Annotated in this window: 13 protein-coding genes; 5 read left to right on the top strand and 8 right to left on the bottom strand. The window is 43.1% G+C overall.

Annotation, left to right across the window (positions count from 1 at the left end; genetic code table 11):
- Positions 1-111 precede the first annotated feature (111 nt).
- The 3 genes from ACS8FD_RS05035 to ACS8FD_RS05025 all read right to left on the bottom strand — a co-directional run bounded on the left by ACS8FD_RS05035 (position 112) and on the right by ACS8FD_RS05025 (position 4,398).
- Positions 112-2,247 carry a DUF262 domain-containing protein gene (locus ACS8FD_RS05035; RefSeq protein ID WP_439274732.1) on the bottom strand — a complete coding sequence of 712 codons (2,136 nt, stop codon included), beginning with the start codon at positions 2,245-2,247 and terminating at the stop codon, positions 112-114.
- 132 nt (positions 2,248-2,379) lie between these two features.
- Positions 2,380-4,029: a chaperonin GroEL gene (gene groL, locus ACS8FD_RS05030; protein ID WP_439274731.1), complete on the bottom strand. Its 1,650-nt coding sequence runs from the start codon at positions 4,027-4,029 to the stop codon at positions 2,380-2,382.
- A gap of 78 nt (positions 4,030-4,107) precedes the next feature.
- A complete protein-coding gene (locus tag ACS8FD_RS05025) occupies positions 4,108-4,398 on the bottom strand; it encodes a co-chaperone GroES (RefSeq protein WP_025644085.1) in 291 nt (96 codons plus the stop codon).
- Between the two features lie 483 nt (positions 4,399-4,881).
- Here ACS8FD_RS05025 and ACS8FD_RS05020 point away from each other — a divergent pair, with 483 nt between their 5' ends.
- Entirely contained in the window at positions 4,882-5,634 is a 753-nt protein-coding gene (locus tag ACS8FD_RS05020) for a DUF3108 domain-containing protein (protein WP_439274730.1), read from the top strand.
- Positions 5,635-5,742: 108 nt separating this feature from the next.
- Here ACS8FD_RS05020 and ACS8FD_RS05015 read toward each other — a convergent pair whose 3' ends face one another.
- Together ACS8FD_RS05015 and wrbA are read right to left on the bottom strand one after the other, a co-directional pair.
- Positions 5,743-6,207 carry a hypothetical protein gene (locus ACS8FD_RS05015; RefSeq protein WP_439274729.1) on the bottom strand — a complete coding sequence of 155 codons (465 nt, stop codon included), beginning with the start codon at positions 6,205-6,207 and terminating at the stop codon, positions 5,743-5,745.
- Between the two features lie 77 nt (positions 6,208-6,284).
- The gene (gene wrbA, locus ACS8FD_RS05010) at positions 6,285-6,902 is read right to left on the bottom strand and encodes an NAD(P)H:quinone oxidoreductase (protein ID WP_439244139.1); all 618 of its coding nucleotides are present in this window, start codon (positions 6,900-6,902) and stop codon (positions 6,285-6,287) included.
- Between the two features lie 184 nt (positions 6,903-7,086).
- Between wrbA and ACS8FD_RS05005 the strand changes: the two genes are divergently transcribed.
- From ACS8FD_RS05005 to ACS8FD_RS04995, 3 genes are all read left to right on the top strand, one after another.
- Positions 7,087-8,592 carry a YihY family inner membrane protein gene (locus ACS8FD_RS05005; RefSeq protein ID WP_439274728.1) on the top strand — a complete coding sequence of 502 codons (1,506 nt, stop codon included), beginning with the start codon at positions 7,087-7,089 and terminating at the stop codon, positions 8,590-8,592.
- Positions 8,593-8,708: 116 nt separating this feature from the next.
- On the top strand, positions 8,709-10,331 hold the full coding sequence (locus tag ACS8FD_RS05000; RefSeq protein WP_439274727.1) for a DUF2254 domain-containing protein: 1,623 nt from the start codon (positions 8,709-8,711) through the stop codon (positions 10,329-10,331).
- A 48-nt stretch (positions 10,332-10,379) separates the two neighbouring features.
- A complete protein-coding gene (locus tag ACS8FD_RS04995) occupies positions 10,380-11,660 on the top strand; it encodes a cation:proton antiporter (protein WP_439274726.1) in 1,281 nt (426 codons plus the stop codon).
- A gap of 150 nt (positions 11,661-11,810) precedes the next feature.
- Here ACS8FD_RS04995 and ACS8FD_RS04990 read toward each other — a convergent pair whose 3' ends face one another.
- The 3 genes from ACS8FD_RS04990 to ACS8FD_RS04980 form a co-directional block, all read right to left on the bottom strand.
- A complete protein-coding gene (locus ACS8FD_RS04990) occupies positions 11,811-12,296 on the bottom strand; it encodes a DUF2127 domain-containing protein (RefSeq protein WP_439274725.1) in 486 nt (161 codons plus the stop codon).
- Positions 12,289-13,470 (bottom strand): dihydroorotase, encoded by a 1,182-nt coding sequence (locus ACS8FD_RS04985; protein ID WP_439274741.1) that lies wholly within the window; start codon positions 13,468-13,470, stop codon positions 12,289-12,291. The genes ACS8FD_RS04990 and ACS8FD_RS04985 overlap by 8 nt, the downstream gene beginning before the upstream one ends.
- Before the next feature lie 118 nt (positions 13,471-13,588).
- Positions 13,589-14,662, bottom strand: coding sequence for an aspartate carbamoyltransferase catalytic subunit (locus tag ACS8FD_RS04980; RefSeq protein WP_439274724.1), 1,074 nt, complete (start codon positions 14,660-14,662; stop codon positions 13,589-13,591).
- Positions 14,663-15,144: 482 nt separating this feature from the next.
- Here ACS8FD_RS04980 and ACS8FD_RS04975 point away from each other — a divergent pair, with 482 nt between their 5' ends.
- Positions 15,145-16,128, top strand: a complete 984-nt coding sequence (locus ACS8FD_RS04975; protein ID WP_439274723.1) for a class 1 fructose-bisphosphatase — start codon at positions 15,145-15,147, stop codon at positions 16,126-16,128.
- The last annotated feature ends 73 nt before the right edge of the window (positions 16,129-16,201 follow it).

The following is a 16,201-nucleotide window of genomic DNA, read 5'->3' as shown; positions in this document are numbered from 1 at the left end:
CAAGGATGGATGGAGAATAATCTACCTAAACTCTTCCATGATATGGGTTGTATCTCTTTTATTGTGGATTGACTATACCTTAAATCTTATTTTTTATAGCTATAGTGATTCTCAATTTAAGAACTGTTCTCTATTTTTTGAAAAAGCATCAATAAAATAACTTTTTCGAAATTTAACTAGTTCATCAAAGTTTTGTGCTGTTGAAAACCTTACAAAGTCATCTATATTAATATCTGTGCTGTAAGATAAATCTTGTGCTAACCGTTTAAAATCTGCACTAGTGTTAGCTAAATGATAAATCTCATTAAGACTTCTATTTCTTTTTAAATTATTCATCTTTTGGCTGAGTAGACAAAAATTGCATAAGTTATTTAGTTTTCGAGAGTTACTACCTGTAGATGATTTGAAATGATATTGTGAAATGATGTGGTCTACTTCAATACTTTCCCCTTTAGGAGCAGATTTTTGAGCTAAGACATAATAATAATATATAATTCCTGTTAAATCTTTTTGACTAGCTTCTTGGTCTTGAATAGTACCTTTGTCAATAAGTTCGTTTAAAAGGTTTACCCACTTATTTCCTCCAATTTCTTTCAAAGAGGTTCCATTTTTGAAATGGTTTATATTATCAGCAATTTTTGAATCACTAGATCCACGCCATTGTTTTAAAGTATATTCATATATCATTCTATCAAATAATGCATGAGTTTCATTCATAAAACTTGAGGCTTGAGCGCTATTGCTATTTGCAATAGAAATATCTTTGTCTTTCCAGTTTTTATAAATTAAAACTACAAAATTCAGGCATATGGCTTCAGAAGTTAAATCGAACAAGGTAGTATCCCAATCCTTCAAATATTGGAACAAAGGACTAGAATTAAGAAACTTACCCATTGTGTTTAACTCGTTCAAGACTTTATCTATTTCGTTCCAATTAATTTTTTTAGACCTAGATAAATTAGATATTTTATCTTTAGTAACTCCGCCTTCAAAGATAGCCGCCAATAGTTTGAACCCTAACGTAACCTTAGATTTGAACTGGGAATCTTTATCATAGTTAAGCTTTGGGAACACAAAATCTAGATCGACTAATCTCTCTAGGAATGTAGCAGGATAATCCCATAGAACTATTCCTTGTCTTTTAACACCTAATGTTTCATAAAGTTCAGTTACTGCATCATCGAAATCAGTTGAAGGATTCTCTATTTTTTTATTCCAACTTGGCTTTGCGGAAAGTATCTCAACAGCTGTAAGAGTTGTTCCTGAAGAGTTGATGAGCTTGAAAATATTCTGAGCGTCACTACTGGTACTTTTAGTTAGCTCTATAATGCCAATTTTTGTTCGACTTAATTGGGAGATAAGCTGTTTAACAATAAATATCCTATATTTCAATCTTTCCCAATTTGTACTAATATATTTGGCTAAACTATCTTCCGTAAAGCTTGAGTCTAAAGTATATCTGTTAATCAGGAATTCGTAAAAATCGTCTTCTTTTAAGTCGTCAATACTGTTTTTATCAAGATAACTCAAGAAGCTAGTAATGAATGTTGTAAGAATCGAACCATCTACTTTCTTTTGGCCTTCGCTATCATTAACTACATAGTCAATAGTCATAAAATATTTTGAAAAATCAAAAACTCTAGAGTAACCACTATATTTTGGTTCTACCTTATGACACATCAATATAATTTTTAACAAAAGATTTAGCCGAGCATGATATCTTGCTTCTACTCCATTATCCTCAATGACTTTGACGAACTCCTGAGTTGGGTTATCTAATCCAACGTTTGGATCATCATAATCATCTTCGTCTATTGATAAATCATTATCTGTTATAGATAACTCTGAGCTGACTGACTTTTCATCATCATCATCAGTGTCAGATTCTAGATGTCTCTCAATAGCTTCCCAAAACTTAATTTCAATCTCATCAGCAGAATCTGTTTTCCTAAACTTAATAAATTTTTTTGCCCATATATAAATATTTTCAGGATTATCATAAAGTTCAAGTAGAGCGTTTCGACGCTGGCGACCATCTAATAGCCAACGTGTAGGTATTTGACCATCTTTAGTTTTCAGTATTTCCTCATTCAACACAAACATACCAATTGGGAAGTTATTAAAAATACTAATGCAAAGTGCAAAATTCTTTTTATCGTTCCAAGTCTGTTTACGTTGAAATCTAGGTAAACGTATATTACTACTATCTGTTAAGGTTTTAGCTGATTCAGAATATATCTCATACATTGTAATTTCTCCGTAAGTAATGCCTCAGTTTTTTAAACAATAGTTAATTGTTAGTTATGATACAACAAAACCCCGATAAGCCAAAGCCTATCGGGGTTTTGTATTACTAAGCTTAATAAGGGTTTAAGCAGCTTACATCATACCGCCCATGCCACCCATACCGCCCATGCCCCCACCAGCAGGCATAGCGCCCATGCCGTCATCACTTGCAGGTAGATCAGTGATCATCGCTTCGGTAGTAAGCATGAGACCAGCGACAGAAGCGGCGTTCTCTAAAGCTGAACGCGCGACTTTAGCCGGATCTAGGATACCCATTTGCAGCATATCGCCATACTCGCCAGATGCCGCGTTGTAACCATAGTTACCGCTACCGCTTTTCACTTCATTGACGACGACTGAGGCTTCTTCACCAGAGTTGGTGACGATTTGACGCAATGGTGCTTCCATCGCGCGACGTAGGATATTGATACCCGCGTCTTGGTCATCATTGTCGCCTTTTAGCTCAGATAGAGAGTTCATCGCACGAACGAGAGCTACACCACCACCAGGGACGACGCCTTCTTCGACCGCAGCGCGAGTTGCATGTAGCGCATCATCGACGCGATCTTTCTTCTCTTTCATCTCAGTCTCAGTTGCCGCGCCGACTTTGATAACGGCCACGCCGCCAGCAAGTTTTGCCATGCGCTCTTGTAGCTTTTCTTTATCGTAGTCAGAGGTAGACTCTTCGACTTGACGTTTGATAGAGTCGACACGCTCATTGATCGCAGTAGTTTCGCCTGCGCCATTAACGATGACGGTGTTTTCTTTACCGACGGTGACTTTCTTCGCGGTACCTAATTGCTCAAGGGTCGCCTCTTCTAGACTTAGGCCGATCTCTTCCGAGATCACCGTACCACCGGTTAAGATAGCGATATCTTGTAGCATCGCTTTACGACGATCGCCAAAGCCAGGTGCTTTTACCGCACAAGTTTTTAGGCCGCCGCGCATGTTGTTGACTACCAAGGTCGCAAGCGCTTCGTTCTCAACGTCTTCAGCGATGATTAGCAATGGCTTGCTCTGCTGCATGACTTGCTCAAGTAATGGCACGATCTCACGGATGTTGCCGATTTTTTTGTCAACCAATAAGATATATGGGTTTTCAAATTCAGCGGTTAAGCTGTCTTGCTTGTTAGCAAAGTACGGGCTGATATAACCACGGTCAAACTGCATACCTTCGACCACTTCTAAGGTATCTTCAAAGCTTGAACCTTCTTCAACGGTGATAACGCCTTGCTTACCGACTTTTTCCATCGCTTGAGCAATTAGCTCACCGATTTTGGTGTCTGAGTTGGCCGAGATAGAGCCGACTTGGGCGATAGCTTTTGAATCGTCAGCTGGGGTTGATAACTGGTGAATCTCTTTTACCGCTTCGCGTACCGCTTTATCGATACCGCGCTTAAGATCCATAGGGTTCATGCCTGCAGCGACTGATTTCATGCCTTCTTGCAGAATAGACTGCGCCAATACCGTAGCAGTGGTGGTACCGTCACCGGCGACATCGTTAGTACGGCTAGCGACTTCGCGAACGAGCTGTGCGCCCATATTTTCAAACTTATTCTCAAGCTCAATCTCTTTAGCAACCGATACGCCATCTTTAGTGATAGTCGGTGCGCCAAAAGATTTATCGATCACCACGTTACGACCTTTTGGGCCTAGGGTGACTCGTACCGCGTTTGCTAGGATGTTTACGCCATCCATCATTTGGGTGCGGGCATCAATGCCAAACTTTACGTCTTTTGCCATGTTAAATTGCTCCATTCGTTATTTTAGTTCATTAAGTGTCATTCAATTAATCTTGATGAAGAGGTCAGGGTTCTATAATTACCCTTCTAACACGCCTAATACATCAGACTCTTTCATAATCAGTAGCTCTTCGCCGTCAACTTTGACAGTTTGACCAGCATATTGACCGAACAGGACTTTGTCGCCGACTTTGACATCCAAAGTGCGGACTTCACCGTTGTCACGAACCTGACCGTTACCGGTCGCTAGGATCTCACCTTGTGATGGTTTTTCTTGCGCGGATCCTGGTAATAAAATGCCACCAGCGGTTTTGGTTTCTTCTTCTATGCGGCGTACGACAATACGATCATGTAAAGGACGAATATTCATCGTTAGGACTCCAAAAGTTGTTTGAATAAAAGGTTCCGTGTCAGCCTAATAATAGCAGCGCCGTCCAGCTTTTGTTTTTGACTACGCTAATAGGCACGCTATTATAGGCTCGCTTTAATAAATAAGCTTCGAGCTTGTCTCAAAAAGTGGGGGCATACGCGTAGAGCTTCAAGGGCGTGGCCCAAAAATTTACAAGAATAATGCTAATAAAAATCATCTATCTTAAGCTAGGAGCAAGTTTACTGACAGGATGTTACTGAGTCCAAATACTGACTTGTTTTGGGTAACCTCAGCTACAAGAGCCAAACGTCTGCTTAAGAGCCGAACCTTGAAAATGTAACAAGGTATGACCATTATATTAGCTAACAATCTAATGCTGACAAAGAAATCACAATAGCTACTGAGCTGCCCTGATTAAATTATAAAAAGTTAAATTATAAAAATCTTGCTAATCATTAGCTGTATAATTATTAAGGAATATCCATGACTTTATTATCTTCTTTTACTCCCTTTAATACGCAAAAACGCAGCAGTAAACTACGTACTACGCTAATGACAGGCGCTAGTATCGCTGCTATTGGAGCTTTATCTATGACCGCCCCTACTCTGGCTAGCGCCAAAACTATTCAGCCTTCGACTGCTGATTATAGCTTTACCGTTGAAGATAAATACAAGGGTAACGCGACTCGCACTCTAAAAAAATCAGGCAATACTTGGAACTATAATGTTAAGGCCCGTGTCGCCGGCGTCGCGAGTGCGTCGCAAAGTAGTACTTTTACGATAGCGGGCAACAATGTCAGCCCTTCTAAAGCCAGCACCACTTATAAGCTTTTGGGTATTGGTCGCACCCATAATCTAAGCTTTGATTCGGCAGGTAAAAAAGTGACGAGTAGCTATAAAGGTAAAACCACAACGTCAAACATGGCGCAGCAAGCTTTTGATGATTTGAGTTTAGAAGTGCAAATTCGGCAAGACCTGTTAAATGGTAAATTCTCAGGCAATTACTACATGGCCAAAAAAAATAAAGTCGAAAAGACACCTTTCAAAAAAGTGGGCAATACCAAAGTAACCGTACCGGCAGGCACTTTTGATACCGTACGAGTTGACCGTATTCATGATGATAATAGCCGCTCGACAAGCTTTTGGCTCGCGCCAAGCTTAGATTATTTGCCAGTCAAAGTCAGTCAGATTAACGATGGTAAAAAGATGGACTTAGAGTTGAAAAAAGTGCGCTAAACAATAGCACATTAAAACTATTAGGTTCAAAATCAAAAAGCGGCGCTCTACTATCATCAGTAAAGCACCGCTTTTTTATGTCAGAACTTTTTATGTCAGAGAATTCAGCTATTTCTCTACTTTATTCATCGACGGTAAGCGCTTGAGCAAGATAAACAACCAAATATTGATCGCCAATAATAAAGCAAAATCAAGCCCATAAACCAAAATCTCTGTCCAACTACTGCCATAAACACGAGTAAATAACACGACGCCGCTGGCTCCTAGATAAACCAAGGTTAACATACTACTGACCAGTAACGTATAAGGGGAGCGCCCGCGTACTATTGAAGGGGTGATGATAAAGGCCGGTATCAGCCACAAGCCATGCCAAGCGATACCGCCAATGATATCAGGATTACTCGGATTAAACAGACTAATAAATATCGGCAGCACTAACAGCCGATATGCTATCCACACTAGCCAGGTTAGCAGTAAGCGCTTCTGCATAGGCGCAATGGGCTTTTTTGACTTAACGGCTCTAGCCGATTTAGGGCTGGGTGTTTGCTTAGAAGGCGTAGAAGTTGTGGACATTAGCGGCGGTATTTTCCTAATTTATAGCACATTGTTATCATTTAGCTTTTTTCATTTAGCTCAACAGCTTTAAGCGCTTAGCGCTTCCAGTTTGCTTGCAACAGCGCTTGGGCAGTAATGGCGAGACGGCGACCCTGAGCAATGGCCAATTCACGCTCATCGTCGGATATGGGCTGATCATGAGCGGCGCCGCTGACATGACTAGCGCCATAAGGAGTGCCGCCACGTTGAGTGCGATTGAGCGCAGCCTCACCATAAGGCAATCCTACGATCATCATACCGTGATGCATAAGGGGTAACATCATCGTCAGTAGCGTGGTCTCTTGACCGCCGTGCATCGAGCCTGTTGCGGTAAATACTGAAGCGGGCTTGTTTTGTAGATTTCCCGCCAGCCATAGCGTCACAGTATTATCCCAAAAGTACTTCATAGGAGCGGCCATGTTACCAAAATGCGTAGGACTGCCTAAGGCTAATCCAGCACAGTTCTTGAGATCGTCCATAGTACAGTAAAGATCGCCCTCGTCAGGTATAGCCGCTTTGCTCGCAGTCGTCTCAGCCGCCACCGTCGGCACAGTGCGTATACGCGCGGTCATACCAGCATCCTCTATCCCCTGAGCAATGGCATAAGCCAAAACATTGGTAGTGCCATGACTTGAGTAATATAGCACTAATACATAGGGATCAATCTGACTCATGGGCAAAGCTTCCTTTTGGGTGATACTCATTGAAATGATTCGGGTGCAGGCTACATTATGCCCGAGTCGTTGAGTGACATGCAAACCGACTGCTACTGCCTAGCATTTTGACACAAATAAGTGGCAACTGAGGCTAGGACATTTTGTTACACTATTGTCATCTCTATCCTTCTACATGGTCAATATGGAAAAATTAACTCAAAAATTTCCTTTTTTACAGCAGCGTTGGTTTAAGTTTGTAAGGTTTTTGATTAGGCATTTCTTTGAAGATAACTGCCAACAAAAAGCCGCGTCTTTGACCTACACCACGATGTTGTCAATTGTACCTATATTTACGGTACTGCTGATGATTTTGTCTTCAGTACCCGCTTTAGCTTCTGCCCGCGCGCAGATATACGAAGTCATTTATAGTAACTTATTGCCACAATCGAGCCTGCAAGTCAGTAAATACATCAATAACTTTGCCGAAAAATCGACCAATTTAACGGCTATCGGGATAATGATTTTATTTGTCACGACTATTATGACATTAACGACTATTGAGCGCGCTTTCAATCAGATTTGGCGCGTGGATGAACGCTCAGGCGGTCTCAAAAGTCTGCTACGTTATTGGACGATTATTACCTTAGGGCCTTTAGTTTTAGGGACGGCTTTTATTGTCTCGAGTGCGGTGCAAAGCTTGAGCTTTCTAAATCGTCAAATAGCCGGTTACGGTATTGATTGGTCTTTTTGGGTACAGGTAGTATCAATCGGCATTACCGTAGCAGGTTTTATTGGTATGTATTGGTTTATCCCAAAAGCGCGCGTACCTGCTAAGAGTGCGGTGATTGCTGGGGTGATTATAGCTGTCCTGTTTGAGCTGCTCAAGTATGTGTTTGGTACGGTTATGACCAACTTCACGAGTTATGAGGCGATTTATGGTGCTTTTGCAGCGATTCCAATCTTTTTATTATGGATCTATTTATCATGGAATCTGATCTTACTAGGGGTTGAGATTAGTTATACCGTCACTATTTTTGAGACTGAAGAGGTCTACCCGCGTCATCCGTTACTGAGTCTACTCGATATGCTGAACTTAGTTTATAGCCGCTACCTAAAAGGCGAAGCGGTCAGTGAACAGGAGCTGCGTAACGTCTTGGGCCGTAAGGAGCTGCCTAAATGGTATATTTATATTAATTACCTTAAAGACAGTAACCTCATCACTATGACTGAAGATGATGATTATGTACTCAAAAAAGATTTGAGCACCATGACGCTATGGGATTTTTATCGGACTCTGCCCTATCCTTTGCCTATCAAAGACGAGCTCGATGAGATGACGCTAGAGGATCAAGAGCCGTGGCTGAGCTTACTGGTCGATCGTTTTGAGGATACAGAAGCCTTTGCTAAACAGCAGCTGAACCTGCCACTCGCCGCTATATTTGCTCATAGTCATCCGCGCAAAAAACATCCGACAAACGCTAGCAAGCCTTCTCGCTTTAAGGATAAGCGCACACTGCCCTTTGACCCTGAAGCTTATGATAAAGATAGTGACATGTCTCAAAATGATGACGCGCCGCAAGCGGTCATTCCTAGAGATAGCGCAAAAGCGGTGAGCAGAGACAAGCATCAGCAGCAGCACAAGCGCATGAATCAACATACAATCACTGCTGATAGAAATATTATCACTGAAGCAGATAATCCAAATTAAAGTAAAAAAACACCTTTTAAGGATCATTTTAAGGCTATTTTGATTGGCTTAAACAATTTTTAATAAAGACTTTTTTTAATAGAAGCTTAGCAATAGAAACTGGGGAGTCTGCGATAGTGAGTGACCATACTAACAATAAGCAAAAAAACTTACTGAATCGTTTTATAACCATCAGCTTGCATAGCTTTAAGCAGTTCGCGGACCTTCTGTCATATCAGACCTTAACTAACTTACCGGATCGTCTAAAAAACATCTGGGAGCGGCTACTAGGCTCGTATTGGTTTATTCCGACCTCTTTTGTGCTTTTAGGCATACTATTAGCGCCCCTGCTTATCTCTATTGATCAACAATTCGATCGCGAGACAGTCCGAGACATCAGCTTCGCGTTTACGGGTGATGATGATGCCGCGCGCGCTATCATGACTTCCATTGCAGGCGCCGTCCTCGGCGTGGCGGGTACGACCTTTTCCATCACTATCGCTGTGCTCTCTATGGCGTCCTCACAATTTGGGCCTAGACTACTGCGTAATTTTTTGACTGACACCTCTAACCAGTTAGTGCTCGGTGCCTTTATTGGCACTTTTAGTTATAGTCTACTGGTCTTAAAATCTATTCATAAGTTTGATGTTAGCTTTGGGGTACCGCAGCTGGCGGTAACTTTTGCTATTATTATGGCTATTATTTGTGCTTTACTGTTGGTGTATTTTATTCAGCATATGGTCCATGCGATTCAAGCTTCGCACGTGATTCAAGGCGCCAGTAACGACGCCATTGCCAATATCTATTATTGGTATAGTGATACCTGTGATATTCAGCATCAGCGCGATGCGACAAGCGAAGACATTGATGATTATTTAACTTGGTCGGCCGCCCCTATCTATGCACCAAATTCAGGTTACTTACAGCAGATTTATATTGATTCCTTAATCATTTTAGCGCAAGACTATGGCGGGGTGATCCGATTACAGACTAATTTGGGCAGCTTTGTCACCGATAAGAACATCATGGGCTATTTTTATAAACGTCCAGCCGAAGATGAAAGCTACTTACAAAAGACTAAAACCTCAAACTTAGCTATTATGCCGCGCGCCCCTGATGCGCTATTTTGGCAACGTTTTGCGACCGGTATTGAGTTACAGAAAAGACCTTCGCATACTAGTGATATCGGCTATAGTTTAGGTCAAATCACTGAGATTGCTGTACGTGCCTTATCCCCTGGTATTAATGACCCCAAAACAGCGGTGAACTGCGTCCAGTCCCTGACTTCTTGCTTGAGTATTATGATGCGCCGTCAGCCGCCAAGCCCCTATCATTTTTATTATCCGGTGCGTAATAAAGATATTAATGAAGTTAAGGTAAATCATTCGCGGGCGTCTACCTTAGCGGTAGTGACCAAAACTCCAAAGATATCTGACTTTATTGACACCTCTTTGGGCGAGATACGCCGTTATGCTACCGCTGATCTCATGGTGCTAAAAGCGCTTTGCCAAGCTCTAACGGATCTTAATTATGCTAGGGTCAATAGCGCTCAACGCCAAACCTTATTGCACGAGCTAAAACTTATTGAAGCGGCGGGTCAACAAAACCTAGCTTATGGTGAGCTCACGACGGACCTGCTCGATATGTGCTGGCAAGCACGGCAGTTTATCCAAAGTAAAGATGCGCAGCATCAGTACTTTACTTATACGAGTAAATTTGCAAGCCATATTAATAAAGCGTTAGAAAGCCAGTCGAGTTAAATTTATCGTCGCCTTTATTTTACTTCAATACCTATCTGAGACAATTTTATGGCATCTACCTCCGGCCTAAGCATCCTTGAGATCAGTGCTATCTTCTTATCGATAACCGCACTGCTAAGCTACGTCAATCACCGCTTTATCGGTTTACCAACTACTATTGGGGTGATGGTAATCTCCATCTTGCTCTCGATCTTTGCTATATTTTTGGGATTTTTGGGATTCGATCAGCTGATTGATTATGAGATCAGTTTGTTAGACCAGCTTGATTTCACTGAAGTTTTGCTAGACGGCATGCTCTCTATGTTGCTGTTTGCTGGTGCTTTGCATGTCAATATCGGTGATTTGCGCCGCTATAAACTTCCTATCGGCATATTGGCTTGTATTGGTACGATCATCTCAGCCGTCCTTATTGCTACCGCGATTTATTTGATGCTACCGCTGCTAGGTTTTGGCTTGCCTTTTATTTGGTGCTTATTGTTCGGCGCTTTAATCTCACCGACCGATCCTATTGCAGTAATGGGTATTTTGGCCTCTGCTGGCGCGCCCAAAAGCTTAGAAACGGTTATTGCAGGTGAGTCGTTATTCAATGACGGTATCGGCGTCGTTATCTTTGTCATTCTGCTTGGGATTTTGACTAGTGGTGATATCCCAACGGCTAATTATGTGGCGCATACTTTGGCAGTTGAAGCTGGCGGCGGTATTGTTTTTGGCTTAGTGTTAGGCGCGATTTTGTATTACTTAATCAAGAGCATTGATAGCTATCAAGAAGAGGTGCTATTGACTTTGGCCGGTGTCATCGGCGGTTATGCGCTCGCCAGCTATTGGCACTTGTCAGGGCCGCTAGCGATGGTAATGATGGGTTTGATGGTCGGAAATCGCGGACGAGCCTTGGCGATGAGTGATAAGACGCGTCATTATGTCGATCTGTTTTGGGAGCTGATTGATGAGATTCTAAATGCTATTCTATTCGTCTTGATCGGTCTTGAGATTGTGATGATCGCCTACTCTAGTAATCTGTTTATCGCTGGCGGCCTGACGATTATCATCGCTCTATTGGCGCGCTTTATTGTCGTGGGTATGACCACGAAGACTTTTAGTAGACAGCTTGACTTGCCCAATGGCGCTTGGAAAGTGTTAACTTGGGGTGGTTTGCGCGGTGGCATATCGGTCGCCTTGGTATTACAGCTACCCATAGGCGCCGAGCGTGATATTTTATTGGCTTTAACCTACGCGGTGGTTATCTTCTCAATCTTAGTACAAGGCTTGAGTGTCGGCAGGGTCGCGAAAAGTATCAGTCAAGATAAACCTTCGGCAAAGGTTACTTTATAAGCTTTAACCGCATAAAATTTGAGTGAATAAAACTCAAAAGTAGACCAAATCAAGCAGCCATTACTTTAACTCTCCGTAATAGCTGCTTGATAGCTAAATACCCCTTCAAGGCTATCGCAACTTTGATCTAACATCTCGACAGCGGCGCTTTTATATCAAACCTTTACGTTTCATATTGCGATAAACCACAATAACAATAATAACGTTCAATATCAGAATAGATAATTTAAACCAGTCAAATGGGCTAGTGACTAGATAATACACTTCAACTGGAATAAATATACCGTAGCCAAGCACGCTAAACCAGTAAGCCCACGTCCTGTCTTGCCACAAGCCATACGCTTCGATAAAACGAATACTCGCGTAAATACAGATAAATAATAGAAATAACGGCCAATTCTGACTGGCTCGTTGCGCAATTGCGATAGTGCTCTCGACCTGAGGTGCTAACAGCTGTCCAAAGTACTGCTGCCAAGACGACGTCGCTGTTGTCAGCCATTGCTGAAGGTCGCTGTGCCATAGCCATAGTGCTCCCGCGCCTAGTAGCGCGCCCACGCCTTTGACAATCTCGTAAATGGCAACTGCTTTTATCGATTCGCTAGCCGCGCTTTTATTTTGCCTAGCAGTGTTAGCCAAAGAAAGTCTCCACAACTCGGCCTTGCAGTTGCTGTGCAAAAAACGGCGTGTTTTTGCCATTAGAGAGCATCGTCTTGCTCGTCACTTGCCATTCCACATTTGGATCTACTAAGACTGCGCCGCCTGTGTTTTCATACTGCGCGCTGATACCAGCAATTTTTGCTGGATTGAGGCATATCTTATCGACCAGTTGATCTAAGGTTAAGATCTCATCGCGTACTAGCTGACAAGCGAGCGCCATAAAGGTATCAAAGTTAGAGATGCCTGGGGTGCTCTCAGCAAAAGGCGCTTTTTTGGCGGTCGCATTAAGAGGTTCGTGATGACTACAGATCGCATCTATCGTGCCATCTTGCAGGCCACGGCGCAGCGCTTGCTGATCGGTGTTACTACGTAGCGGTGGCAACACATAAGCTTGAGCATTAAATCCTTCTAAATTATCATCGGTAAGATACAATTGATGCATAGCCACGTCACAAGTCACCGGCAAGCCCTTATCTTTCGCCCAGCGCATCAGCTCTACTGAGGATTTACAAGACAACTGACTAAAGTGCGCGGCAATACCAGTCTCCTCCACCATCAATAACTGCGTCGATAAGGCGACAGTCTCAGCGATCCATGGAATACCTTGGAGACCGTGATATGAGGCAATGTAACCTTCATGCGCGACCCCTTCCCCAGAAAGACTCGGCTCATCAGGATAAAAAAACACTTTTAGGCCAAAAGTAGCGGCATACTCCAACGTGCGCAATAGAACCAAATCATTAGCGAAAGGCTGCCGCGCATTAGAAACAGCGATACAGCCGCCTTTTTTTAGGCCAGCAATGTTAGACGGGTTATCTCCTTTTAAGCCCTCAGTCAAGGCACCAAGGATATGTAAATAAATACCACCATCTTCAAGCGCGCGCTCACGTAAGCCCTTGAGCAGCGAGCCATTTTCTAAGATAGGATTGGTATCTGGCGGAATTACCACATGCAAAAAGCCATTACCACGAGCAGCACGACCCTCTGAGATTAGCGTGCCATGCTGCTGTTGCCCTGGTTCACGCAGACGCGCGCATAGATCAACGAGCGGCGGTAATACCCACATCTCACGATCGGCTGTTAATGTTGCTAACTGAGCCGTTGCCGTGCTTGGCAGTGATTTTTTGAAGGCTTCTGGGAGTAAGTCGTACATATGAATATCTGAATTCTGAGTCATGAGCGTTATTACCGTGTCAGTAAGGGGTATAAATAAAATAGCGTAGTGGGATATTAGGGCCTGTTTGATCCTGCGACTTTGTCACTAACAGAGCTTAGCTACGAGCCGCTTGGTGAGCGCGCTGGCCTTCCATCGCTAAAGCTAACACCGCCATACGAATAGCCACCCCATTACTAACCTGCTTCAAGATCACCGACTGCGCGCTATCTGCCACACTAGAGGCAATCTCAACGCCGCGATTCATCGGTCCTGGATGCATAATCAGCACATCAGGCTTCGCTAGTGCCACGCGCTCAGGTGTGATGCCGTAATGTTTGTAATACTCACTCGATGAGGCTAGTAGCGGCGAGCCAATCCGTTCGTTCTGTATTCTAAGGCCCATAATGACATCACAGTCAGCTACACACGCATTCATATCTTCATAGACGTTCACACCAAAGCGTTCAATCCCTTTAGGTAAAAGCGTTCGCGGCGCAATCACTCGGATATCTTTAACCCCTAACGTTTGTAGCGCACTAATATCTGAGCGCGCTACGCGTGAATGCTTAATATCGCCGATAATCGCCACCGATAGCTCCTCAAACGGTCGCGGCGCTTCACGGTGGATAGTGAGCATATCGAGCATACCTTGGGTCGGATGAGCGTGCCAGCCATCACCGCCATTGATAATAGCGATATCTGGAGTAACCTCAGTGGCCATAAAATGCGCCGCTCCTGAAGCCGAGTGACGCACCACAAAAATATCCGCGGTCATCGCTTGCAAGTTCCATAGCGTGTCGCGTAAACTCTCCCCTTTTTTGGTACTCGAGCGCGCAATATCGATATTGAGCACATTAGCGCCCAGACGCTTTTCTGCTACTTCAAACGTCGTGCGTGTCCGCGTTGAGGGCTCAAAAAACAAATTCATTACCGTACAACCCTCTAGCTCAGGACGGTTTAGCAATTGTCCTTTTTCATCAATAAAAGTCTCGGCCTTAGCGATGATGCTTTGGAGTTGAGCCTTATTGAGTCCTTCTACTCCTAAAAAATGGCGGATTCTACCATCGTCGTTGAGCTGCGGGCGACTCAAAGAGATATCGAGCTGCTTATGGATAGCTCTAGGATCGACCTTAGCGTAGTCCGTAGACGAGGTATTAGCGATTGAACGGGTATCATTAGAAGTTGGCATAGTGGCGAATCTTTATTATTAATTTAGAAGAAAGATTTTGTAAAATAGGTTTGATATAGACTTAAACGCTCTAAGCGGTAGTATTGTAAGCGAACAACAAGCTTATCATCACAGACAAAAAGACTTTATAGCGCTTATTTGCTACACTTTACGTGACTCCACTGCTGTCATCGATCGTGATAATAACAGATCAGTAGTAAAGTCAATAATAAAGACAGTGTAGCTGATTTTTGTGGTCGCACAAAGGCATCGTACGGTCTATTTATCACGCTTACTTATTACGCTCAGGCATTATTACCTTTTTAATAATTTTTGCAAGCACAGATAGCACTAGATAAGTGATGAGGATAAAATAATAATTACTCGTATAATTACTCGCATTGTATCGAATATTATCGCATAACAATTGAATAACTAGGACGCTTTGGACTTCCACTGCCCTATACTTTTAACCTCTACCTTTATATCTCTTAGGAAACCCTATGACGACCTTGGCACAATATCTAAATGAACATTCCGCAAACCCCGCGGTCACTGAACTGATTACGACAGTTACTGAAGTCGGTAAAACCATCTCAAAGTTATTACAAAAAGGCGCTTTAGCGGACATCTTAGGGGAAGCAGGTAATCAAAACGTCCAAGGCGAAGAGCAAAAGAAGCTTGATGTGTTGGCCAATGACTTATTGTTAGAGGCTTTGGCAACAAATACCCATTGTGCAGGGGTAGCCTCAGAAGAGCTCGATCATGCGACACCTGCTAATAAAGACGGTAGTCTACTTATATTGTTTGATCCCCTTGATGGCTCATCGAATATCGATATCAATATGGCAGTGGGTACTATTTTTTCTATTTTGCCGTACCAGCGTCAGGGTCAAGTCAGCGAAGATAAAGACTTCTTGCAAGCCGGCAATAAACAATTGGCCGCTGGTTATTTATTATATGGTACATCTACCGTATTAGCACTCACCATTGCCGATAGCGTTGTTATGTTTAGTCTAGACCCTGACACTGGCGACTATCTACTGATAGCAGACCAGGTGCAAATCAATGCAGATACTAGCGAGTATGCTATCAATGCCTCTAACTATCGTTACTGGCAGCCGCCTATGCAGCAGTATATCGATGAGTTAATCGCTGGTAAGACTGGCGTACGCGGCCGCGATTTTAATACCCGCTGGGTGGCGGCAATGGTCGGCGATGTACACCGAATCTTATGCCGCGGCGGGCTGTTTACTTATCCATTCGATACTAAAGATGCCAAAAAAGCTGGCAAATTGCGCTTAATGTACGAGGCCAACCCGATGAGCTTACTCATAGAACGAGCGGGCGGTATGGCAACAGATGCCGTTACGCGTATCTTAGATATTGAACCCACTGATATCCATCAGCGTGTACCAGTGGTGCTCGGTAGCAAAAACGAAGTCGCTTATATTAAACAGCTCCATAGCGCTCATAATGAGTCGTGAATACTATTAGTCAAATAGTCAAAGTCTAGCTGATAAGGACTGAGCTTAACCTTATCAGCTGATTGTAGGGCAG

The organism is Psychrobacter sp. 1U2, assembly GCF_051847575.1.
This window is presented reverse-complemented; position numbering and strand designations above follow the sequence as displayed.

Excerpts from the sequence above, each read along its gene's own strand:
- ACS8FD_RS05035 (WP_439274732.1), bottom strand. The coding sequence starts at position 2,247 with ATGTATGAGATATATTCTGAATCAGCTAAAACCTTAACAGATAGTAGT.
- groL (WP_439274731.1), bottom strand. The coding sequence starts at position 4,029 with ATGGCAAAAGACGTAAAGTTTGGCATTGATGCCCGCACCCAAATGATG.
- ACS8FD_RS05025 (WP_025644085.1), bottom strand. The coding sequence starts at position 4,398 with ATGAATATTCGTCCTTTACATGATCGTATTGTCGTACGCCGCATAGAA.
- ACS8FD_RS05020 (WP_439274730.1), top strand. The coding sequence starts at position 4,882 with ATGACTTTATTATCTTCTTTTACTCCCTTTAATACGCAAAAACGCAGC.
- ACS8FD_RS05015 (WP_439274729.1), bottom strand. The coding sequence starts at position 6,207 with ATGTCCACAACTTCTACGCCTTCTAAGCAAACACCCAGCCCTAAATCG.
- wrbA (WP_439244139.1), bottom strand. The coding sequence starts at position 6,902 with ATGAGTCAGATTGATCCCTATGTATTAGTGCTATATTACTCAAGTCAT.
- ACS8FD_RS05005 (WP_439274728.1), top strand. The coding sequence starts at position 7,087 with ATGGAAAAATTAACTCAAAAATTTCCTTTTTTACAGCAGCGTTGGTTT.
- ACS8FD_RS04995 (WP_439274726.1), top strand. The coding sequence starts at position 10,380 with ATGGCATCTACCTCCGGCCTAAGCATCCTTGAGATCAGTGCTATCTTC.
- ACS8FD_RS04985 (WP_439274741.1), bottom strand. The coding sequence starts at position 13,470 with ATGTACGACTTACTCCCAGAAGCCTTCAAAAAATCACTGCCAAGCACG.
- ACS8FD_RS04980 (WP_439274724.1), bottom strand. The coding sequence starts at position 14,662 with ATGCCAACTTCTAATGATACCCGTTCAATCGCTAATACCTCGTCTACG.
- ACS8FD_RS04975 (WP_439274723.1), top strand. The coding sequence starts at position 15,145 with ATGACGACCTTGGCACAATATCTAAATGAACATTCCGCAAACCCCGCG.